Genomic DNA, 22526 nt, shown 5'->3' on the forward strand with positions numbered 1-22526 from the left:
ATCCTGCATATTTTTTAAAATTTATTTTTGATATTGTTGGATGTATTTTATAAAATTGTAAATTAATTCTTTTTTTGTGTTTACAAGGATTGACAAAACTGTGAATACGGAGTAAATTATAGATGGTTAGTTTATGCTAACTACCAAAAATTTTTCTCTTGCTACAGAAAAAGGAGGATTCATTATGCCGCTTACAATAGCACAGTCCGGAGTACAGAGTATTATCCATGAAATTCACGGCAGAGACGAAACCAAACGCTTTTTGGAAAGTCTGGGTTTTGTGGTCGGCAGCAATGTTACCGTTGTTTCTGAAATGGGCGGCAACATGATTGTGAATGTAAAGGATACCCGCGTGGCAATCAGCAAAAGTATGGCAAACAGGATTATGGTGGCGTAGAAGACCGCGGTCTTCTGAATCATAGGTAAAATTGACAGGAGGGAAACCATTATGACACTGAAAGATGCAAAGTGCGGCACTACCGTAACGGTCACCGCTTTGAACGGCGGCGGAGCAATCAAGCGCAGGATTATGGATATGGGAATCACCAAAGGCGTACAGATTTTTGTGCGGAAAGTAGCTCCTTTAGGCGATCCGGTGGAAATTACGGTCAGAAATTATGAGCTGTCCATCCGGAAAGCAGATGCACAGAACATTGAAGTGGCGTAGCCGTACGGCGAGGCCAAATTTTTATGCCAATAAGTTAGCTTTTGCTAACTATCATCTTGAAGGAGGTACGCACAATGTCTATTAAAATAGCGCTTGCCGGCAACCCCAACTGCGGCAAGACGACCATGTTCAATGACCTGACAGGCAGTTCGCAGTATGTCGGCAACTGGCCAGGCGTAACCGTAGAAAAAAAGGAAGGGAAACTGAAGGGTCACCGGGATGTCACAATCGTCGATCTGCCCGGTATTTATTCCCTTTCCCCTTATACTCTGGAAGAGGTTGTTACCAGAAACTTTCTTATTAACGAGCATCCGGATGTGATTATCAATCTGGTTGACGGTTCCAATATGGAGCGCAACCTGTACCTGACCACACAGCTTGTGGAGATCGGTATTCCCGTCATTATCGCGCTGAACATGATGGACGTAGTCAAGAAGAAGGGCGATGTCATCAACGTAAAAAAGCTGAGTGAAGCACTCGGCTGCGAAGTGGTGGAAACCGCTGCTGTAAAGGGAATCGGTTCGAAGGAAGTTGCGGAAAAAGCATACACCATGGCACAGACAAAAACCCGCACGGTTCCCCAGCACTCCTTTGGCGCATCCGTTGAAAAGGCGATTGAGGAAATCGGCAACCTGAGCCGGAGCTTTGTACCCTCCGAATTCGCCCGCTGGTACGCGGTAAAGCTCTTTGAAAGGGACTCCAAGGTTCTGGAGGAGCTCCACTTTACAAAGGAAGCACAGGATCAGATTAAGGCAACCATCGCCGCCTGTGAAGCGGAAGCGGATGACGATTCCGAAAGCATCATCACCAACGAGCGCTACAACTACATTGGCAAGCTGGTGACCAAATGTCTGCACAAAAAGAATCCGGGCATGACGGTGTCCGACAAGATTGACCGTATTGTCACCAACCGTTGGCTGGCACTCCCGATTTTTGCGGCGGTCATGTTTATTGTTTACTATGTTTCCGTTTCCTGGCTGGGCACGATTGTGACCGACTGGACAAACGACACCCTGTTCGGCGAAATTGTTCAGCCCGCAGTCGGCAGCTGGCTGACCGCAGTGGGCGCGGCCGAATGGCTGAACAGCCTGATTGTTGACGGGATTGTCGGCGGCGTGGGCGCGGTGCTCGGTTTTGTACCGCAGATGTTCATTCTATTCTTCTTCCTCTCTATTCTGGAGGATTGCGGATACATGGCGCGCGTCGCGTTCATTATGGACAGAATTTTCCGTAAGTTCGGCCTTTCCGGAAAAAGCTTCATCCCGCTGCTCATTGCTTCCGGCTGCGGCGTGCCGGGCATTATGGCCTCCCGCACCATTGAAAATGAGAAGGACCGGAAAATGACCATTATGGTCACCACGTTCATTCCCTGCGGAGCCAAGCTTCCGCTGATCGCTCTGGTGGGCGGCGCGTTCTTCCCGGGTTCTCCGTGGGTAGCCCCCGCCATGTACTTCATGGGTATTCTCATGGTCATTATCTCCGGCATCATCCTGAAGAAAACCAGACTTTTTGTCGGCGACCCCGCTCCGTTTGTCATGGAGCTGCCCCAGTACCATATTCCCGGCGCAAAGGGCGTACTCATTCATATGTGGGAGCGCGGCAAAGCCTTTATCATCAAGGCCGGTACCGTTATTTTCGTAGCGTGCGGCCTGATCTGGTTCCTTTCCAACTTCTCCTGGAGCATGCAGATGGTCGAGCAGGACCAGAGCATTCTCGCTTCCATCGGTCATTTCATTGCCCCGATTTTTGCTCCGCTCGGTTTCGGCACCTGGCAGGCCGCGGTAACCACCGTTTCCGGTCTGGTCGCGAAAGAAAATCTGGTCGGTACCTTCGGCGTCCTGTACGGACTTGCTGACGCTGCCGAGGACGACCCCGCGATGATCGGCGAATTCGCCGCACTGTTTACAACAGTAAGCGCAATGTCCTTTATGGTGTTCAACCTGCTCTGCGCTCCCTGCTTCGCCGCAATCGGCGCCATCAAGCGTGAAATGGGCGGCTGGAAGTGGACACTGATTGCCCTTGGCTACCAGACGGGTCTGGCGTATGTGGTTGCCTTTATGATTTACCAGATTGGCAGCGTACTCGTGCTGGGTCAGGCGTTCGGTGTCGGCACGGCAATTGCGATTCTGCTTCTTGCCGGAATCCTTTATCTGATGTTCCGCAGCTATAAACCCAAAAGCGAGCAATCCTTAAAAGGAGCGCGCTTAGAAGCCTAAAGGAGGCATTTTTATGGCAACATTTATTATATCGGCGATTGTTTTTGCAGCGATGGCCGCGGCGGCCTGGTACACGTTTAAGGCGCATAAGTCCGGAAAATGCGTGGGCTGCTCAGGGTGCAGCGGTCACTGTGAGCACTGCACCGGTACGGACAAAATTCATAAGTCCTGATTAGCAGAAAGCGCAGGTTTCAAAACCTGCGCTTTCTTTATGAGAGTCTGATATCGGAGGTATGTTCCATCGGGGATTGATAAACCGTCCGTTTTCAGATATACTGTAGTAGAATGACAGAATTTGGCAGGTGTACTTCATGAATGCAGTAACAGAAAATATCAAACGGCTTTTCGCGAAGGATCACAAGGGGCCTGACATTTCGTTGAGCCTTTTGAAATATATCGGCCCCGGGCTTCTGGTCACGGTGGGCTTTATTGACCCGGGCAACTGGGCCACCAACATTGCCGCGGGCGCCGATTTCGGCTATGGGCTGCTGTGGGTCATTACGCTCTCCACCATTATGCTGATTCTTCTTCAGCACAATGTCGCTCATCTGGGAATTGTCACTGGCGACTGCCTTGCGGAGGCCGCCACCCGGCATTTGAAGAAAAAAATCAGTATTCCCGTGCTGATTACCGCCCTGCTGGCCTGCGCCTCCACCGCTCTTGCGGAGCTGCTGGGCGGTGCCATTGCGCTTAACATGCTGTTTCATATTCCGGTGAAGGCCGGTTCCTTCATTGTTTTTGCCGCGGTCACGGCAATGCTTTTCAGCAATTCCTATAAGAAGATTGAAAAGATTATCATCGGATTTGTTTCCGTCATCGGTCTTTCCTTTTTGTATGAGCTGACCATGGTAAAAATCGACTGGAGCGCCGCGGCCGCGGGCTGGGTAACACCGATTTTTCCGGAAAACTCCGCCTTTATCATTATGAGCGTACTGGGCGCGGTAGTCATGCCGCATAATCTGTTTTTACACTCGGAGATTATTCAGAGCAGACAATTTAATCTGGAAGACAAATCCGTTTTGGAAAAGCAGCTGAAATATGAATTTACGGATACCCTTTTCTCCATGATCGTAGGCTGGGCGATCAACAGCGCGATGATTCTGCTGGCAGCCGCGACCTTCTTTCAGCAGCACATTGCGGTGGACGAGCTGTCACAGGCACATACGCTGCTGACGCCGCTGATCGGAAACGCTTCTGCGGTGATCTTCGCCATCGCCCTGCTTTTCGCCGGATTCTCCTCGTCGATTACCGCCGGAATGACCGGGGGCAGCATCCTTGCGGGGATGTTCGGCGAGCCCTACAGTATCAGTGACAGGCACACCCGCATCGGGGTGCTGGGAACGCTGATTATCGCCATGGCGGCCATTCTGTTTATTGGCGACCCGTTCAGCGGCCTGCTGATCTCACAGATGCTGCTGAGCATCCAGCTTCCCATTACCATTTTTCTGCAGCTATACCTGACCTCTTCCCAAAAGGTGATGGGGGAATATAAAAATTCACCGCTCCACAACACTCTGCTGTGGGCGGTGGGAATCGCGGTGACCGCTTTAAATCTTTATTTACTGGCTGACACGCTCCTGTAATCCCTTACGGGCTTTTGCTATTTCCCAATTGTTTTGCATAAATCTCCGTATAAGTGAGTCGTCCGTTCAGCCGTTCGGACTTCATCAGGCTGATTTTTTCCACCATCATGTGCATAGAAGGAATCGCCCGCCGAAACGCTTCCCGGTCAAAATCCGGGGCGGGCAGAACTTCCCGGCCTAGAGTCAGATGCGGTTTGAACTCCCGCGCTTCCAGTGAAAAGCCTTCCCTGCGCAGTTCGGCGCACAGACTCTTCTGCAGGGCTGTCAGTGCTGAGTTCGGCTTTACGCCAATCCAGTAAATATCCCCTCCCCGGCGGTAAAAGCGGCCGAAATCCCCAAAGCTCAGCTCAAACGGCTGTCCTTGCGCCGCGTCCATGGCACGCCGAGCCGAAGGAACCTGGTCGGTCTCCCCCAGAAAAGCCAGCGTCAGGTGTAAATTTTCACGCCGGGTAAAATTTCCTTGTACCGAAACCTTTTTCAGCCTGTCGATGCAATCGCACAGGCTGTCTTTGATTTCATCCTGAAAATTGACCGCGATAAAAAGGCGCATTGTTGTTCACCTGATTTCTTTCAGTACTTCTGTTATTTCCGCTTCGGTATTGCTTTCAATAAAATTCACGGCATGGTCAATCACACTGTCCGCCAGCGCAGCGGTACCAGCCACACAGGCGATTCCGATTACGATGGTCTGATGAATATCCTGACAGTCCACCTCAGCGGCGGAGAGATGAAATTGGTTCTGTACCTTTGCAAGGATACTGTTCACCACCATCCGCTTTTCTTTCAGCGAATGCACCCACGGTGCATAAAGCGTAATCTGCGCTGTTCCAATCAACATCTGCCGTTCCCTCATTTCTTTATGCCGTTTTCATTGCGCCGTTCAGTACGGAAGCGCTGTTTTATTTATTATACCCAGCGTTGCGCGGAAAGTAAACGGAGTTGCCCGCAGGGAAACATAAAAAAGGTACCGAATCCAGGATTCGGTACCTTTTTTCCTACGGTTTTTACCGGTTGGACGGTCTGCTCCCGCAGTGTTTTTTAATCTCGTCTATGGCTTCGTCAATATATTGGGAAATGGTTTTTTCCTGTATTCCGATAATATGGACGTGCTTTTTCACGGCAGGAATCAAAAACACCCTGTCCGCCGAACAGCCGGATACCGCCACCGCCATTTTCGGGGTAACCTCTCCGTACATTGCGTTCGGCAGGATGATGCCGAGCGGACCGACAATTACATCCGCGCGTGCGCAGTTGTAAGCCACCGCGTTTTCGCCGGTTGCGCCGGCGTTCGCCCCGCCCTTCATCATATTAGAAGTGGCCAGCGCGTTGGTACCCACCGCGACGATTTCCGCTTCTGGAAGCGTTTCCTTCAGCCGCTCCACAATGCTTCTGCCCATACCGCCGCCCTGACCGTCAATTACCACTATCTGCATATGATCTCTCCATACGGGCTGGATGCGCCCTCGTTCAGATTTGTCAACGCCACGGCACCCGTATTCTTTACCAGCACCGTGTCCGTGATGCGCGGGCCGCCGAATTTCGGGTCGTAGAGGGTGGGCAGAAGGACATCCACCACCATATTCTCTTCCAGCACATGGTCAAGGCCTTTCCCTAAAATCGGGTAGAACTCCGACTGGCGGATTCCCACACCGTAACCGATATGATCCATGAACATTCTGGCGTAGCCGTGGTCATGGACGATCTTGAACACCTTATCGTAAATCTCGCCGGAAACCGCGCCAGGTTTGATTGCCTCCATAGCAACATTCTGTGCTTCCATGAGAATTTTATAGATTTCTACACATTCCGGCGCCACGTCGCCCAAAAAGACCGTACGGCACATTTTGGCGGCATAGCCCTTGTAGGACGCGCCCAGATGAATGACCACGGGCTGATTGTTGTCAATCACATAATCGCCCGCGTAGGGATGCACCAGTTGCTGACGGTCGTGGCGCAGCACCTGCATACGGAACGTGCTGCCCTGTGAACCTGCCTTGCGCATGGCGTACTCCGCCTCCGCAAGGATTTCCGTTTCCTTGACCCCGGGGTGTACGGCTTCTATTCCCGCCCGCATACCGATGGAGACAAACTGCGCAGCCTTTTTGATATACTCAATCTCCTGCTCACATTTGACAGAGCGGATTTTATAGCAAATGGTGGCAATATCACCGAAGTAGATGCCGGGGACGGTGTCGCGCAGGCACTGGTAGTCCTTCAGGCTGATGAAATAACGCGTAAAGCCGACTTTGGGATTTTTGATACCCATCTCCAGAATCATATCCGCCGTTTTCTGGCTGACGTTATCTTTTGGAAAAAAATAGGGGACGACTTCCAGTCCCGACTGGTCACGCACATGGCGCGCTTCCAGCCAAAGGCACAGCATTTTGGGCTCCCCTTTTGCCGGAATAATCAGGGAACCTCCTTCAATGTCATCCACATTGGCAAAATAAATGAGGTTTTCCCTGTCCATAATGACCGCTGCGTCCAGACCGGCTTTCTGCAGCTCCTGCTGCAGCGCGGTAATTCTGCCTACAACAATTCCTTCCATTACACTGCTCCTCCCTTTTAAATGGCAGAAAGGGGGCGTGACCGGCCCCCCTCCTTACTAAATATTACTATTATTCACTTAGGATCATTGATTATTTTGCTTCCTGAGTATCAAAATCTATCTTTTCACAGATGAGGGAAACGATGACGCCGCCTACCAGTGCCCAGAATGCAGAACCGATATGGAGAATGCTGATGCCGCTGACACCGATAATCAGTGAAGCAAACGCACCCATTCTGAACTTCTTGGTTCCAAAGCCATCCTGAAACGCATTAATCAGCACGTTAATCATTGCAACGCCCGCGAGGACGTTGATAAGGGAAGCGGGGATTGCCTTGACAAACGCCATGGCAAAGCTCGCGAAAAGGCCGAAAGCAGCAAACAGAATGCCGTTTACAACGCCTGCCGCATAGCGGCCTTCTTTGTTTTCGCCCGCTTCTTCCGAAGAGCAGATTGCGGTCATCGGGCCGGCGATATTTGCGTTGTGAGCGCCGAACATACCGGAAAGGATACCGCCGATTCCGCTGATGATCGTCATTCCATTGACAGGTGCTTTATAACCCTGCGCCATCAAAACGCCGACAGCCTGTGCGTTTTCCGCGCCGACTACCAGTGCGGCCAGCGGAACGGAAACAGACAGAACGGTTGCCATGTTGAACTTGGGGATCACAATTTGAGGAGGTATGTATTTGAGGTCAACCGCATTTGCTGCCATTCCGCCCGTGGCCAACAGGGCAACAATGCCGAAAATCAGAGCCGCGAGCACCGGGGGGAATTTCTTAATGATCTTTGGTACGAAGAAGAATCCGATCAGAGCTGCGCCGCAGACAATCGGAGAATCCCCTGTGGAAGTCACGATGCCCGTACCGAATCGCAGCATACAGCCCGCGATCATGCCCATAACAATGGGCAGCGGCAGCCATTTCATTACTTTGCCCATCAGTCCGGTGACGCCCAGTAAAAGGACGATAACACCGGCCATAATAAAGGATGCGGCGGCTTCATTAAAAGTGAAGCCGGTCAAAGCAGCGCCCAGCATGGAAGCGCCCGGAATGGAATACGCGCCGACGATCGGCATTTTGTAGTAGAGCCCCATAACCAGGCTGATTAAACCGCCTAAAACATAGATGCCGAAAAGCCATGAAACAGTCTGCTCCGTAGTATAGCCCGCTGTTGTGCTGGCCTTAATGGTAACAAGCGCCGGTCCGGTGCATCCGAAAATTGCCGCGACAACACCTGCGGTGATTGTCTTGGAGTTCAGATTTCTACCAAGATCGGAGACTCCCGAACCAAAGCCGGGTCCCTTTTCAAAAAATGACAGTCCTTTACTTGAAGACGCCATAAATCATTTCTCCTCAATACTCAAATTTATTTATTTTTATTTAGAATCGAAATATCCACGCCTCTTTGCTTCAGCCACTTCGGCAGCAGCACATTGTCAACTCTTTCGCTGACTTCCGGTGCTTTGTCGATCAGAAGCTTTGCAAGGGATTCGCTGACGTTCATGCCGCCCATGGCGCCGTCGAAGATAACAACCTTGTCCGTGCCGGTGACATTGTAAGCGAACTGCATTGCCTGTTCTGTGGATCTTGCGGTAACCGCATAGTCCATATAGCCAATGTTCATGGAGTCGGTGTCAAACAGTTTCCCCTGTTCCTCGCCGACAACAACGGTCGGAATGTTCTTGGAGAAGAACTCTGACGGATAGCCGGTCCAGGCGTAGTTGTGCACGCACATCTTAATGGCCGGGTTCATCGGCGGGGTATCTTCCAAAAGCGGCTGGCCGTTTTTGCGGTAGAACGCTTCGGTGTACCAGGTGTACGGCGGCAGGGGGCTTTCCATGTCGTAAAGGTCCGTGTTCGCGCCGGTAAAGTTAGCATAAATAACGCCCGCGGAGAAAACGTACGGTACCGGGCAGGGGAAGTCGAGAACCGCAATGCACTTGTCAACTTCGCCGAACAGAGTCATGATCTTGCCGTACAGCTGGCAGCCGACAAAGGTTGCGCGGTCGTTCAAAGCATAGAGATCATTGTCGCAGTCCGCGCCGATGACGCCGTGCGGTCCACAGTTCAGGAAAGCAGCAAAAGCAAATTTGCTCTGTACGAATTTAGACTCAAAAATGGCACGGGCCGTAAAGTTGGCCGCGCGGGGGCCCAGATTCTGATGGTAGGTGCTGCGGGTCTCACACCGGGCGTAGGACATGCCGAACGGTTTCACCGCCTTGTCTACCTGTCTGTGGAAATGCACTTCACGAACATCGGTATGATGTGCGTGGATGATCCAGTCCGCATCGTAGACCTTCTTGATGCCGTAAAGGGTACCGATTTCCGTTTCAATCGGGATTCCTTCATCGATCGGAGCAACGCCGATTGCCTTGCCGTTGTAGTAAGTGTCAAGGCCGTAGCGCTTGATGTACTCTTCGGTCTCACGGAAACGCATGCCCACGCCGGCGCGGAGGCGAATGTCCTTGCATCCGGTTCTCTTTTCCACAACGTCCTTAATTGCTTTCAGCAGCTCTGCGTACGGTTCGCCGCCGAAAAGGGTAAAGCCGTGGTGAGAAGCCAGTACATTGACGGAATGCTCCGGCTTAATCATGCTCATGTCGACCTTCATCAGGGACTCTTCCGCCGCTTTGCGCACATTCTGAATCGCGTCCGGTCCGCCCGGCAGCAGCACGGGAGGAAGATCTGGAAACAGCTCGCGCAGATAGAGGGACACCATTCCCGGCATTTCAGATACACGGGTTTTCACCAGTGACGGATCAATCCCGTACTGAGAAGGCTTCGGTAAAATCGGTTTAATAGGCTGATGCATCATTTCTGTATAGTTCATTTCGTTTCCTCCCCTTCCGGATTGGTGTGCACAACGCGGTCCAGCAGTTCCTTGTCTTCTTCAAAGTAGAAGCCCCTCTTGTTGTACTTCTGAACAACATCTTCGGGAAGTGTCCACGCGGTAGGGGTTACACCGTACCACTGCCATCCGCTTTCATCCCGTTTCAGCTCAATTCCAGCGGCCTCAACCAGACGAAGCAGCGGCTGAATGCACTCAATGGTGCATCCGGTGCGGATTCCCGTCAAAGAAGAAATTTCATCGGGAGTTTTTGCTCCTCCTAAAATGGCGGCCGCGACTTCTTCGGCGCGAACACCTACGCAGTAGCAGATAACCTGTTCCGGATTCAGATGTGCTTTTTCACACAATTCACGGATTTTGCCGGAATCATATTTGGAAACATCCACTCCGATGGTGAACGGCTCTTCCCTCTTCACCATTTTAATTGCGTGGAACGGGCAGCGGGATTCGCAGTTGGTACATCCGCGGCACGCGTCCGCTTTCACATTTGCTTTTCTGTCGGTTACCGAAATGGCGTAAACAGGACAAACCTTTTCACACACTTTGCAGCCACGGCACACGTCCTGCTGCACTTCGGCTAAAAGAGTAACTCTTTTCATCCGTTAAATCTCTCCTCTCCTGTTGCTGTTTTCTTGATTGCAGACCTTTTCAATTTTGTTCTGCGTGGATTCATCCAATCAATTGCCTCCTTCTGGAAGTTATCTGCTTGTCGCTCTCATCTCCTTTTACCGAGTTTTCTGCTGAGAAAGCTCAAATGCAACATCTATAATCATATCTTCCTGTCCGCCAACCATTCCACGGCGGCCCAGTTCGACAAGAATATCGCGGGGATTCAGATGGAATTTTTCCGCCGCACGGTAGGTGTGAAGCAGGAAGCTGGAGTAAACGCCCGCGTAACCGAGCATCAGAGAAGCTGTGTTGACAATCTGAGGACGCTGCATGATCGGTTCCACAATCTCTTCCGCGACATCCATGATGCCGTAAAGATCAACGCCGGTGTCGTATCCAAGACGGTCAAGCACCGCGCACAGGACTTCGTTCTGTGTGTTTCCGGCGCCGGCGCCCAGCCCGCGGCAGGTAACGTCAACATAAGAAGCGCCCTCTTCAACAGCCGCAATGGAATTTGCGACGGAAAGGCCCAGATTGTTGTGGGAATGGAATCCGATCGGAATCTCAATGGAATTCTTCAGTGCGCTGATTCTTGCGCGCACGTCGTCCGGCACCATATGTCCGGCGGAATCCGCAAGGTTGATGTAGTCGGCGCCGCAGTCGACAAAGATTTTTGCCTGTTCCACGATTTTCTCGGGAGAAGCCATGTGGGACATCATCAGAAAGCCGACGGCCATCATGCCGATGCTCTTTGCGTATTTGATATGCTGAATGGCAATATCCGCTTCGGTAACATGGGTGGCAACACGCACAGCCTGTGCGCCGTTGTCCTTTGCCTGCTGAAGGTCTTCAATGGTACCGATGCCGGGAAGCAGCAGAACGGTCAGCTTTGCGTTTTTCACGACTTTGCTGGCGGCTCTGAGCAGCTCCATCTCCGGAACCTTGGACATGCCGTAGTTGATGGAGGAGCCCGCAATGCCGTCGCCGTGGCTGAGTTCGATCAGGCTCACGCCGACCTTGTCCAGACCTCCTGCGATTGCGGTGGCCTGTTCCACCGTAAAGCTGTGGCTGACTGCATGGCTTCCGTCACGCAGGGTAGTATCTACAATTTTAATTTTTCTTTTTTCCATAGCGGTTAGCCCTCCTTGCTCAGCAGATTTTCTGCTACTTTTTCTGCAACGGCGGTTGCCGCCTGATTGATGATATCGAGATTTCCGGAGTACTTCGGCAAAAAGTCGCCGGCGCCCTCGACCTGAACAATGACGGTAACCTTGTTTCCGTCGATGACCGGAGGAACACGGAGCTTATAGCCCGGCACATAGGCCTGAACCTTCTCGACATACTCGTAAACGGATTCCATGATCTTTTTCTCATCCGGATTTTTCACAATGGAATAAATGGTGTTTGTCATCATCAGCGGCGGATCAGCCGGATTCAGAACAATAATCGCTTTCGCTTTGTCCGCGCCGCCGACAATTTCAAGGGCTTTTCTGGTAGTTTCGGTAAATTCGTCAATATTGGCGCGGGTTCCGGGGCCTGCGCTCTTAGAAGAAAGACAGGCGACGATTTCCGTATAGGAGGAATCCGCTACCTTGTCAATGGCGTAGGCAATCGGAATCGTTGCCTGACCACCGCAGGTGACCATGTTGAAATTGTCCACATGGGCAAGATGATCCAGGTTGACACAGGGAACCACATACGGGCCCACTGCCGCAGGGGTCATATCCATGACGATTTTTCCAGCCGCTTTCAGAATCGGCGCGTTATGTAAATGCGCTTTCGCGCTCGTTGCGTCAAATACGATTTTAATATCGGGGTCAGCGGCGACCGCGTCAACACCGTTCAGGGATGTTTTGAAGCCCAGTCCCGCAGCTCTCTTGATGCCCTCGGATTCCACAATACCGGCCATCATATGCATTTGAAGATGTTTGCTCTTCATAACCTTATACATCAGGTCGGATCCGATATTGCCGGGGCCGATGATGCCTACCTTAATTTTCTCCATTTTCATTTCCTTTCAAGAATGTTATTTGAATTTGGCTGTCACACTTCCCATGCCGTAAAAACTTACAGTAAAGCTGTCTCCTTTTGCAGCCGGTTGTGCGGCGGTCAATGCACCCGCCATTACAATATTTCCTTCTTTCAGTTCAATGTCAAAAGCAGAAAGTTTATTTGCCAGCCACGCGACGGAAGCCGCGGGGTTGCCAAGAACCTCGGCACAGGTGCCGCTGTTCACAAGCTCGCCGTTCTTTTCCAGCGTCATGCCGGTCAGTCGCATATCCACATCGGCAATGGGCGTCATTCGTCCGCCGATGATGAATTTCGCGCTGGAACCGTTGTCCGCAATGGTGTCCGGAAGGGTAATTTTCCAGTCCTTGATCCGGCTGTCTACAATTTCAATTGCGGGCACCACATACTCCGTGGCATTGTAAACGTCCGCAACGGTCACGCCGGGGCCGCGCAGAGTCTTTTTCAGGCAGAAGGCAAGCTCGCCCTCCACCTTTGGCTGGATCAGCCCGTCCATGGAGCACGCTTCGCCCTCCAGAACCAGCATTTTGTCGGTCAGATGGCCGTAATCCGGCTCATTGACATGCAGAAGATTCTGCATTCCCTTACTGGTAAGACCGATTTTCATCCCGATGATCTTTTCACCGGCGGCAACTTTTTTCGCCACGTTTTCCAGCTGGATTGCATAGGCGTCTTCCACGGTCATACCCGGGTTGGTTACCGTCGGCATTGCAATCTGGCGGCATTCTTTTTCTGCTTCAAATAAATCCTGAGCAACTTTTTTGCGGTCCATGAATCTTACTCCTTTTTTATGAATGATGATTGAATCCGTGATGTTCATGGTGAAACGGCTTTTTCATCAGCTTCTCCGCAAGCACCGCGGCAATTTTCTGAGCGGTTTCCTGTTTGCTGTCATGATTTTTCAGACAATCTATCAGCACTCCCGCCGCCAGACGAACTTCATCGTTCGGCCCCGGGAAGGACACCAGCATGGACGGCCCGACCGTTCCGACCGCAATGCGCACGCCGTCCTTAACGTGACGCCCGGTACCCTGCTGGAATTTCACAATGTAGGGAGTTGCCGCCTGCGGGTCGATTCTAAGCATACTTTCGACCGATTTATCCTTATCCTCCGCACCGACTCCGCCGGTGGTGATAATCAGCCCGAACGCACGGGAAACCGCGTCGGACAGCTTATATTCCATATCATCCAGATCGTCTTCAATAATGTCCCCGACAGTCACCTTGTAGCCTTCGGACTCCAAAAGCTCTTTCAGATAGGGGGTGTTGGTATCTTCAATCAGATTCTGCTTCAGCTCAAAGCCGGTCGGGAAGATAATTGCCCGCTTGGCAATGCGTTCCCTCATTTCATCCACCATGCTGTCGACCTTTTGGCTCATCTGGGTGGGGTTCTCCCCTTCCAGACAGATCAAACCGAGAATCCCGTTGGAATGAATGCAGGAATCTTCAGTCAGATGCACGCCGTCCAGCTTTGCAAGCGCCTCCAGCAATGCGCGCTCCTTGCCCACAATGTTTTCCGTGGGAATATCGTTTTCCATAATGTCCAGCGTAATATGATCCGGACGAACGTCAACCACCAGCACCTTGCTGCTTTCCAGCCCAAGCACATCCGCCACGGTTTTGGCAAGCAAAGTCAGGTTCACATGGTCAAGTTTGATATGGTTGACCCAAAGCTCGGTTTTTTCCAGCAGATTCAAGCCCATCTTCAGAATCCTCTTTCCGTCTCTATTTTTTACAGTTCAACATCCATCTTGATGTCCAGAAGCGGGGCATCAACAATTTCTTTCCCAATACAGAGCATATCTATCCCGTAATTGATGAATTTCGGAATATTGTCCAGCTTCACACCGCCGGCAAAGGCAATTTGCAGTTTTCCGCTCATACCCATTTCTTCCACCTTTTTGGTGCAGCGAACCACATCCTCTATGTTACCCGTGTCAACCATCAGGATACTGCAGCCGTTTTCCACCGCCTGCGCGGTTTCTTCCTCAATGGAATGCTCTTTCCCCTTAATCTGTATCACCTTTGCCAAATCCGTGCAGCCGCTCACACTGTTCAGCGCGGCGGGAATGGAGCCGAGCATACGGATATAGTTCTTATCAAGATAAACCATCGGCGTACTGCTGATACGGAAGGAAGCGCCGCCCGTGACGATCGCCTGACGAATCCCGTTTTTGATTTCAGGGGGCATTTTTTTCCAGGAACCGGACACAATCCGTATTTTGCCCTGCGCCAAACGGACTGCCTTCCGGGAAGCAGTGGCAATACCGGAAAACTTGGAAAGCGTTCCGATTACCCTTTCTTCCGCCATCGCCATAATTTTCGGGGTAGCAAGAACTTCGCCAATCGGTTCCCCGGCCTTAACATCGTCTCCCTCATGCAAAAACAGATTGAGTTTCGCACCGATTTCCTCTGTCAGCCGCAGCGCTTCCTCCGTGCCGGAAAGGCACCCGTCGCGCTCAGGAATCAATAATGCCCGGAACTCTTTTCCGGCAATCTCTTGAAATATGATATCCCGGATATCTTCCATAATTTCCCTCCACTTTTCGTCAATGACGAACGTTGTTCATATATTCTAAAGAAAGAATAGCATTCGCTATTAACGAACGCCGTTCATAATATTCTGCAAAAAAATTTTTACCGGGATTATTTGTATCCCAGCCTCTGAGAGATCTGCATTGCACAGTTCTGTACATCTTTTGCCACGGCAGCAATGCTTTCCATAGGAAGCCGTGCTGTAGGAGCAGATACGCTGATTGCGGCAATGGGCTGATTGAGATGATTGAAAATGGGGGCCGCCACACAGCGCAGGCCGGTTTCGATTTCCTCGTTGTCAATCGCGTAGCCGCAGGAGCGGACATGATTCAATTCGTCATTCAAATTTTCCGGACAGGTGATGGTATGCTCCGTGTATTTTTCAAAAGTTCCTTTTGCCAAAAGGCGTTTCAGCGTGTCGTCGCTCAAAAATGCAAGAATTGCTTTTCCCACCCCTGTACAGTGTATCGGTGCCCGTTTGCCCGTCTGGGAATAGACGATCATTGCTCCGGGAGCGTCCACTTTATCAATATAGACGATTTCATCCCCATAATGGGCGGCTAAATGGACTGTGGCGTTGTGTTTGCAGACAAGTTCCTCACAAAACGGCTTTGCCTCGTTGCGCAGATCTATGCGCTTATATACCAAACTGCCCAGTTCAAACAGCTTTATGCCTAAACGGTACCTTTTTGTCTGCAGATTCTGTTCCAGGTATCCCTTGCTTACCAAGGTATTCACAAGTCCGTAAACAGTACTCTTGCTTAATTTCATTTGATCTGAAATTTCGGAAATTCCAAGCTCAACCATTTGCCCGTCAAAGCACTCCAGAATATCCAGTGCACGGACTACAGACTGTACAAGGACGCCAGTTTCGCCTGTCATCGCAAAATTCCTCTCTTAAAACGTTATCATCGTATCCATTGCAGACCGTTAAAAAACAGTCTTTCGGATGCTTCTATTTTAGGATAAGAATCCGCAAATGTCAATCGTATTCTGTATCACAGAATCAATTTCGTCAATACCGAAATAGTTGCTTCTATTTTTTAGGCAATATCACTAAACGCCAGACGTTCGCTTCTATTCTGATGTAGAAAATAGCCATATCTTCCTTTTGATATTTACTATTTGTATAAAATATTAAAAATATACCGAAAATTAAAAGCCGCCCGCAGCACACCATCGGTCCGCCGTCAGCCGGCAGGATTTCCTGAAGTGCAATGCAGGCAGCCTTTTGTGTCCTTGACACAAATATGGATTCAAGTTTTGAAAGAATAAAAAAGGATGTTGTTTGTTTTATGAAAGCGCAGAAGATTCCTAAACTAGAGCAGCGTTTCGTAAAGCTTGGGAGATGGTTTGGGAATCACCGTTGTCTGCAGCAGAAGTTCACACTGCTTTTTTGCAGCTTCCACGGCGGTGAGCACAGCCCCTACGTCTCCGGTCAAAACAACTACGCCTTTCCCGCCGATAGAATAACCGATTTTGATTTCAATCAGGGTAATATTGGCCGCTTTTGCCGCCACATCCCCGGCTGTGATTGCCGAAGCAATGGAGTAAAACTCCAAAACGCCGACCGCCCCCGGGTTTTCCACCTGATTCGTCAAACAGATTGCTGGAATCAGCTGGGAGTGAATGTTCGGAATCATCAGGGTATCGACGAGATACTCTCCGCCGTATTTCTCCCCTACGGACATGGAAACCTTGACATCGCCGGTTGTTCCCCCAATCAGCACAATGTACTTGCCGGGGCAGACGGTGGACGATTTCAGCAGTTCCACGTTCGCGGCCTTAATCATATAGTCACTTGTTTCAATTCCTCTGGCGATACTGGTAAATTCGACCATACCGATTGCATTGCCCATGCTTTTCACTCCTCCCCGTCCCGACGGATGACTGCGCCGGCTCCGTCAATTTTTTCTATTACCCCGGCTATGCTCGCGTGGATATTGGCCGACAACCCGTCCGGTGCCGCCGCTGCCAGCAGTTCTCCCTTTGCAACGCGGTCATTGACCTGTTTGACCGGAACAGCCGGTTTCCCAATATGCTGCTGAAAAGGAATCCATACCTTTTCCGGAGCAAGCTCACAGCATTCCTTCGCATGAAGCCGGTAATAATCCATAATGTTCAGCCGAGCCGCCAGCCTTCCGGTTGGCACCTGGCCGTACTGAGCGCCCTCTGCGGGAACCGGGTTTCTGTTCTGCTCCACTTTAATCCCGCGCTCCCTGAGCTGGCCCTTCAGGTAAATATTCACCTTTCTGGGCGACAGTCCCATGGGGCAGGAAAACATTTCGCAGACGCCGCATTCCGAGCAGTTCATCGCCGTACCGAAAGCCTTTTTATATTCTTCATTGTCGGTGATAAAGGGTTCGCGGAACAGGCTGCGCATTACCAGATGCGGCTTCATATTGTGGCCGATCAGATTCCGGGGGCAAAGGCTCGTGCACATCCTGCACTGCACACAGGCGCTTTTTGCCTGCAGCCGAATGCGGTGGAGCGGCATGGTCGCCCGGCGGATCAGGTAATGATCTTTCGGCAGGACGATAATATTCCCCGTCGTCTTGGTAACACTCAGCCCACTGATCTGAACGGGGTCCGTAAACACTTTGCCCATCATAGGTCCGCCCAGAATGACGTCGTAATCCGAAACGGTCGGCTGTGCTTTGTCGATGCACTCAGTGACAGGAGTCCCCACCGGCACATGGAGAAGAATCGGTTCCCTGACCTCCCCCACAACGGACAGATATTTATCCGTTACCGGTCTGCCCTGCAGCGCATCATAAATATTCAGCATCGTCCCCACATTGTCTACGACCGTTCCTACATCCAGCGGAATTCCCCGTTCCGGGACGGATTTTCCGCAGACCAGATGCACCATGATCTGTTCGTCACCCGCAGGATAAAAAGCGGGCATTTCAAACAGCTCAATCGGTGCACCCGCTTTTTCAATCGCGCCTTTCAGCGCGGCAATTTCCGCCGTATATTTCTTTTTCAGGGCAATGACCGTTCTCTTTGCGCCCAAATGGGCGGAAACGGCCTGCGCAGCCTCGACAATCCTGTCGGGATAAGTACGGGAGATATATTTGTCCGTTTCAATCAGCGGCTCGCACTCGGCGGCGTTGATGATAAAACAGTCCGCTTTCGCGGAAAGCTTCACATGGGTGGGAAAACCCGCGCCGCCCGCGCCCACCACTCCGGCGGCCTTGATTGCCTCTGTAAGATTCATGGTATCACCGTCCTCAATAAACATTCCAATCCATCATTTCACTTTTCCCGGATGATCTGCATCCCGTTCACGCGGGCGTAGTCCCACGCTTCGGAAGAGATGATACTGTCGGCCGCAACGCGGATCGCCGAAATATTGTCATTGTTAAGCAGAGCCAGATCCCTTGCCGTTACAATTTCCCGCTTGGGCTTTTCGTGTCGTACCGGCGGCAGACTTTGTTTCTCTGTCGGTCCTTCGACAGGCTCCGTGTCCGTCTTTTCACCCAGCACGCTGTCTTCCAGCCGGTTCAGCGGGCAGAAAATGACACCCGATTCTTTGAGAAAATTGACCTTTTCCATCATCATGTTGTAGTAAACAGCCGGAGCAGTCCTTTTATAGTCGAACAGTTCGACTCCTTCTTCAACCGCAAAAAGGGTTTTCCCCTTTAAAATAGCCTGAACCGCCGCTTTGGAGTACGGAGTATCCTCCGTTCCTGCGGCAATGCGAACCAACATGTCATTGGTCAGGTTAAAAAGGATGACCACTGAAAAATCATCCACAGAACAGCCGTATTCACCCTTTAAAGCGCACTCCGTCCGATACTGCGCCGCCAAACGACCGCTTTCCAGTATCCGATGGCAGCCGGTGCTGTGGTCATGCTTCTGCGTCAGAATCAGAAGACCCGGCTTTGTACGGTTTCCCCCCTGAATGTCCATAGCTCCTCCTATCTTCTACCGGCTTTCACAGTTCATCGCGATTCCCGCCGGAGTAATCAGGAACGGATAATGGGGTTTGATGGTTTCAATCCCCGTCTCCTTTTCAAACACCTTTTCAATATTCGTCATGCAGCAGGTCCCGCCGCAAAGATAGATTGCCTGGGTACTGTCCTTTTTGATATACTTGTTGACAATTGCGGCCATTTTTTCCAGTACGGCCTTGATTACCGGAAAGATTTCACTGTGGCGTGCGTAGTCCAATTTAATCTGTTCAGCCTCATCAAAGGAAATATGCATATTTCCCGCCAAAACCAGCGTTAAATGAGTTCCACCCGTCGGTTCGTCTTCAATCTCCGCTACCTTGCCGTCCTTGAAGATGGCAAGCCCGGTCGTCCCGCCGCCGATGTCTACCACCACACCGTCGCTGATCTGGAAGACGGAATTGGCTGCTGTCGGCTCATCGAGCACATTGACGACCTCCAGCCCCGCGCCTTCCGCCACATAAACATGGGTTCTGGTACTGGACTGAGTCCCCGCGGGCATGGCAATTGCGCAGTGATTAAGCTCCCTGCCCAGACGTTCCTCCAGTTTTGCTTTCAACTCTTTTACAATCCGCTGCGCGCCGAGATAATCCACGACCACGCCGTCTCTTAACACCCGCGCGGCCTGCTTTTCACACGCAACAGGGTTGTTTTCTTCGTCCAGAACAACAAGCACGATGTACGCGGTGCCAAGGTCGACGCCGACCTTCAGTTTTCCGCCAACGGGCTGAAAGGTTTTGGCCTCCGATTCCTCTACCCGCGCCATATAGCTGTCCACTCTGTTTAAATCCATCATATACAGTCCGCCTTTTCGCTTTTTGATGCTTCTCATTTAAAACTGCTCTCACCGGTCAGACTCCTGAAACGCATTACAGCGGAACAGGTTTTCTCTGCAGTTGGGGGCCGCAGCTTCCAACCGAACGCCGCGGCCCCCAACGGATTGTATAAGTGACCTGTTTCCCGGTGAGACGAATCCCGCTTCAGCAAATTTTAAATTCCGTGTTGGGTTGTTATTTATGAGAGTGTCGAAAAACTGTCAGGCGTCGAGAAATCGTGCAAGACATGCTTCCCTTATCAGGGGAAATGCCGCGAAGCGGCAAAAGGGTTGGCAAGCACCGCAAATGAAGGAGCATACTTGTTGTATGTGACCGAAATTTGCAAGCGTAGCCAACGCAGTAAGCAAAATTGTTTTACAATTTTGCGGTTGCGCGACTTTATCGACTACCTGATTTATAATCCCTTGGAAAAATCTCTGATATGAAACGCGTCCGACAAAACACATCTGCGTTTTCTGCAGAAGGATTTCGCGCTGGTCAGACCCTCGCCGGTCGGCCCCGCAATGGTAAAGGTGGTGTGGCCTTCTCCGCCCACGCCGATGCCCGCGTAGGACGGGGCGTTCTTGACAAAGATCGTGGTCTGCAGGAGTTTTGCCATCTTGGTCAGTTTATCGACATTCTTGGAGTGCATCATGGCCGTGTGGCGGTTGCCTCTTTCCGCAATCAGCGCAAGGTCGATTGCCTCGTCTACATTTCTGGTCCGAACAATCGGCAGAATCGGCATCATCAGTTCCTCCATCACAAACGGATGATCCTTCGGCGTTTCCATGATGATAACCCTGACCTCCGGCCCGGCCTGAATCCCGATTTTCTCAAGAATATAAACGGCGCTCTTACCGACAAAGGATGTTTTTGGCCCGCCGCCTTCCTTCCTGACCAGATCCGCCAGCTTCTGAATCACGGCGGGATCGGTAACCTGATACGCGCCGTTTTCCTTCATGTTGCGGATCAGCTCATCGGTGATGGAATCGACCGCAATGACCTCTTTTTCCGCGATGCAGGGAAGGTTGTTGTCAAAGCTGCAGCCGTTGATAATATCAATCGCCGCTTTTTTAATATCCGCGGTTTCGTCGACCACAACGGGCGGGTTTCCCGCGCCGGCGCCGATGGCCTTTTTCCCGGTGGACATGACAAGCTTAACAATAGCCGGGCCGCCCGTGGCGACCAGCATTCTGACTTTCGGGTGTTTCATCATGACATTGGTATTCTCAATGGATGGCTCCACAACGGTCACAATCAGATTTTGGGGAGCGCCGGCTTCTTCCAGCGCCTTGTTAATCATGGTAATCAGCTTGATGGTAACGTCTTTCGCCCTTGGGTGCGGGCTGAACACAATCGAGTTTCCGGCCGCAAGCATCCCTATGGAATTGCAGATAATGGTTTCCGTAGGATTGGTCGCGGGCGTGATTGCGCCGATGACGCCGAACGGACAATACTCCACAAGGGTAAGGCCGTCGTCCCCGGACAGTGCCTCTGTTTCCAAATCCTCGATTCCGGGCGATTTTTCCGCGGCAAGCCGGTTCTTGATTAATTTATGAGGGTAATTTCCCATGCCGGTTTCTTCCACGGCCAGCCGGGAGATCAGTTCCAGATTTTCCTGTTTAAGAACCACGTTCCTTAAAGTCTGAACATATTTCTGCCTTTCTGCCATGGAGCAAAACAGGTACTGCTTCTGGGCGGCGTCGCAGGCATCGATTGCCTCTTCCATGGTATTAAAAATCCCATAAGAAGCACTGTTCCTGTTCTCGTTTTTCACTTCCGGCGCGGTGGTTTTTTCTGCTTTGGCCTTGCCGGCGTCAATTTCATTCAGGACTTGTTTGACCATTTTTTCAATTAAGTTTGCATCTATATCCATCAATTTTCCACCCCTTATTCATCAATAGCATAATAATGGACATCATTCTCCTCCATCCGTCTGCGAAAAGCCAACCGGATTATCCGCCTAATCGGAAGGATTCGGACTTTTGATCTTTCGCAGAATGACGAAGTCATCATTTTTTAACGCGCACGCGTTTGCCTCATCCATATCCACATGCATTTCCAGCGAAAAGTTTTCGGAAACCCGCACAAGAACATTTCCCAAAATGCACCTGCGCTCTCCGCAGGTTTCCACTTCCACGATTTCCTTATCCTCGACACCCATCTTTGCCGCCTGTTCCGGAGTCATATGAACATGCCTGAGCGCCACAATGGTACCGCAGGGCAGCGTAATACTCCCATTGGGCCCGATTACCTCCAGCCCCGGGGTATTGTTCAGCTTACCCGATTCCCGGATGGGAGCCTTTACTCCCAGACGAAACCCGTCGGCCAAAGAAATTTCGATCTGGCTGGCTTTTCTGAGCGGGCCCAGAATGCGGACATTTTGAAATTCGCCTTTCGGACCTCGTATATTGACCGTTTCCTTTGCCGCAAACTGACCGGGCTGTTTCAGCGTTTTCATGTTGGTCAGCTCGTAGCCCGGGCCAAATAATTTTTCCAAATCGCTTTGGGTAAGATGCACATGGCGGTTTGACACGCCAATTGGAATTTTATAATTTTCCAAATCCTGCATTTTTTGAATGACTAATCTTACAATCCCTTCAAGGACATTCGTTTGCATCTTTGTATCAGCCACCTTTTGCTTGATCTGCCGGTTCCCTTTTCAGCCGCATTCTGCCGATCTTCGGTTGTTTTGATTGGGCGGAACGTACTTCATCAC

At 51.1% G+C, this 22526-nt stretch carries 24 protein-coding genes; 5 read left to right on the forward strand and 19 right to left on the reverse strand.

What is annotated here, in order from left to right:
• The first annotated feature begins 184 nt into the window (after positions 1 to 184).
• The 5 genes from J5W02_RS05460 to J5W02_RS05480 all read left to right on the forward strand — a co-directional run bounded on the left by J5W02_RS05460 (position 185) and on the right by J5W02_RS05480 (position 4466).
• The gene (locus tag J5W02_RS05460; protein WP_219964671.1) at positions 185 to 397 is read left to right on the forward strand and encodes a FeoA family protein; all 213 of its coding nucleotides are present in this window, start codon (positions 185 to 187) and stop codon (positions 395 to 397) included.
• A 48-nt stretch (positions 398 to 445) separates the two neighbouring features.
• A complete protein-coding gene (locus tag J5W02_RS05465; RefSeq protein WP_219965277.1) occupies positions 446 to 667 on the forward strand; it encodes a FeoA family protein in 222 nt (73 codons plus the stop codon).
• A 74-nt stretch (positions 668 to 741) separates the two neighbouring features.
• A complete protein-coding gene (gene feoB, locus J5W02_RS05470; RefSeq protein ID WP_219964672.1) occupies positions 742 to 2883 on the forward strand; it encodes a ferrous iron transport protein B in 2142 nt (713 codons plus the stop codon).
• Positions 2884 to 2896: 13 nt separating this feature from the next.
• On the forward strand, positions 2897 to 3055 hold the full coding sequence (locus J5W02_RS05475; protein ID WP_219964673.1) for a FeoB-associated Cys-rich membrane protein: 159 nt from the start codon (positions 2897 to 2899) through the stop codon (positions 3053 to 3055).
• Positions 3056 to 3194: 139 nt separating this feature from the next.
• The gene (locus J5W02_RS05480; RefSeq protein ID WP_219964674.1) at positions 3195 to 4466 is read left to right on the forward strand and encodes an Nramp family divalent metal transporter; all 1272 of its coding nucleotides are present in this window, start codon (positions 3195 to 3197) and stop codon (positions 4464 to 4466) included.
• Positions 4467 to 4470: 4 nt separating this feature from the next.
• On the opposite strand, the gene thpR is transcribed toward J5W02_RS05480, so the two are convergent.
• The 19 genes from thpR to J5W02_RS05575 all read right to left on the reverse strand — a co-directional run bounded on the left by thpR (position 4471) and on the right by J5W02_RS05575 (position 22427).
• Entirely contained in the window at positions 4471 to 5016 is a 546-nt protein-coding gene (gene thpR, locus J5W02_RS05485) for an RNA 2',3'-cyclic phosphodiesterase (protein ID WP_219964675.1), read from the reverse strand.
• Positions 5017 to 5022: 6 nt separating this feature from the next.
• On the reverse strand, positions 5023 to 5304 hold the full coding sequence (locus J5W02_RS05490; RefSeq protein ID WP_219964676.1) for a DUF503 domain-containing protein: 282 nt from the start codon (positions 5302 to 5304) through the stop codon (positions 5023 to 5025).
• Positions 5305 to 5470: 166 nt separating this feature from the next.
• Positions 5471 to 5899, reverse strand: coding sequence for a DUF3842 family protein (locus J5W02_RS05495; protein ID WP_219964677.1), 429 nt, complete (start codon positions 5897 to 5899; stop codon positions 5471 to 5473).
• Positions 5890 to 7014 (reverse strand): M24 family metallopeptidase, encoded by a 1125-nt coding sequence (locus J5W02_RS05500; RefSeq protein ID WP_219964678.1) that lies wholly within the window; start codon positions 7012 to 7014, stop codon positions 5890 to 5892. Before J5W02_RS05500 ends, J5W02_RS05495 begins: the two co-directional genes overlap by 10 nt.
• A 91-nt stretch (positions 7015 to 7105) precedes the next feature.
• Positions 7106 to 8356, reverse strand: coding sequence for a benzoate/H(+) symporter BenE family transporter (locus J5W02_RS05505; protein WP_219964679.1), 1251 nt, complete (start codon positions 8354 to 8356; stop codon positions 7106 to 7108).
• Positions 8357 to 8382: 26 nt separating this feature from the next.
• Positions 8383 to 9846, reverse strand: coding sequence for a hypothetical protein (locus J5W02_RS05510; protein ID WP_219964680.1), 1464 nt, complete (start codon positions 9844 to 9846; stop codon positions 8383 to 8385).
• Positions 9843 to 10463 carry a 4Fe-4S binding protein gene (locus J5W02_RS05515; protein ID WP_219964681.1) on the reverse strand — a complete coding sequence of 207 codons (621 nt, stop codon included), beginning with the start codon at positions 10461 to 10463 and terminating at the stop codon, positions 9843 to 9845. Before J5W02_RS05515 ends, J5W02_RS05510 begins: the two co-directional genes overlap by 4 nt.
• Before the next feature lie 126 nt (positions 10464 to 10589).
• On the reverse strand, positions 10590 to 11603 hold the full coding sequence (gene dmpG / locus J5W02_RS05520) for a 4-hydroxy-2-oxovalerate aldolase (RefSeq protein WP_219964682.1): 1014 nt from the start codon (positions 11601 to 11603) through the stop codon (positions 10590 to 10592).
• A gap of 5 nt (positions 11604 to 11608) precedes the next feature.
• Positions 11609 to 12478: an acetaldehyde dehydrogenase (acetylating) gene (locus J5W02_RS05525; protein ID WP_219964683.1), complete on the reverse strand. Its 870-nt coding sequence runs from the start codon at positions 12476 to 12478 to the stop codon at positions 11609 to 11611.
• Positions 12479 to 12499: 21 nt separating this feature from the next.
• Positions 12500 to 13273, reverse strand: coding sequence for a 2-keto-4-pentenoate hydratase (locus J5W02_RS05530; RefSeq protein WP_219964684.1), 774 nt, complete (start codon positions 13271 to 13273; stop codon positions 12500 to 12502).
• Between the two features lie 16 nt (positions 13274 to 13289).
• On the reverse strand, positions 13290 to 14204 hold the full coding sequence (locus tag J5W02_RS05535; protein WP_219964685.1) for a molybdopterin-binding protein: 915 nt from the start codon (positions 14202 to 14204) through the stop codon (positions 13290 to 13292).
• Between the two features lie 29 nt (positions 14205 to 14233).
• A complete protein-coding gene (locus J5W02_RS05540) occupies positions 14234 to 15031 on the reverse strand; it encodes a beta/alpha barrel domain-containing protein (protein ID WP_219964686.1) in 798 nt (265 codons plus the stop codon).
• A 116-nt stretch (positions 15032 to 15147) separates the two neighbouring features.
• Positions 15148 to 15918: an IclR family transcriptional regulator gene (locus J5W02_RS05545; RefSeq protein ID WP_219964687.1), complete on the reverse strand. Its 771-nt coding sequence runs from the start codon at positions 15916 to 15918 to the stop codon at positions 15148 to 15150.
• A gap of 437 nt (positions 15919 to 16355) precedes the next feature.
• Positions 16356 to 16895, reverse strand: a complete 540-nt coding sequence (locus J5W02_RS05550; protein WP_219964688.1) for a BMC domain-containing protein — start codon at positions 16893 to 16895, stop codon at positions 16356 to 16358.
• Positions 16896 to 16900: 5 nt separating this feature from the next.
• A complete protein-coding gene (locus tag J5W02_RS05555; protein ID WP_407928358.1) occupies positions 16901 to 18280 on the reverse strand; it encodes a 4Fe-4S dicluster domain-containing protein in 1380 nt (459 codons plus the stop codon).
• A gap of 14 nt (positions 18281 to 18294) precedes the next feature.
• On the reverse strand, positions 18295 to 18951 hold the full coding sequence (locus J5W02_RS05560; protein ID WP_219964689.1) for a hypothetical protein: 657 nt from the start codon (positions 18949 to 18951) through the stop codon (positions 18295 to 18297).
• Between the two features lie 15 nt (positions 18952 to 18966).
• Positions 18967 to 19788, reverse strand: a complete 822-nt coding sequence (gene eutJ / locus J5W02_RS05565; protein WP_219964690.1) for an ethanolamine utilization protein EutJ — start codon at positions 19786 to 19788, stop codon at positions 18967 to 18969.
• 434 nt (positions 19789 to 20222) lie between these two features.
• Entirely contained in the window at positions 20223 to 21683 is a 1461-nt protein-coding gene (locus J5W02_RS05570) for an aldehyde dehydrogenase family protein (protein ID WP_219964691.1), read from the reverse strand.
• An 87-nt stretch (positions 21684 to 21770) separates the two neighbouring features.
• Positions 21771 to 22427: a phosphate propanoyltransferase gene (locus tag J5W02_RS05575; RefSeq protein WP_219964692.1), complete on the reverse strand. Its 657-nt coding sequence runs from the start codon at positions 22425 to 22427 to the stop codon at positions 21771 to 21773.
• Between the last annotated feature and the right edge of the window lie 99 nt (positions 22428 to 22526).

The organism is Caproiciproducens faecalis, from assembly GCF_019448085.1.
Lineage (GTDB): Bacteria > Bacillota > Clostridia > Oscillospirales > Acutalibacteraceae > Caproiciproducens > Caproiciproducens faecalis.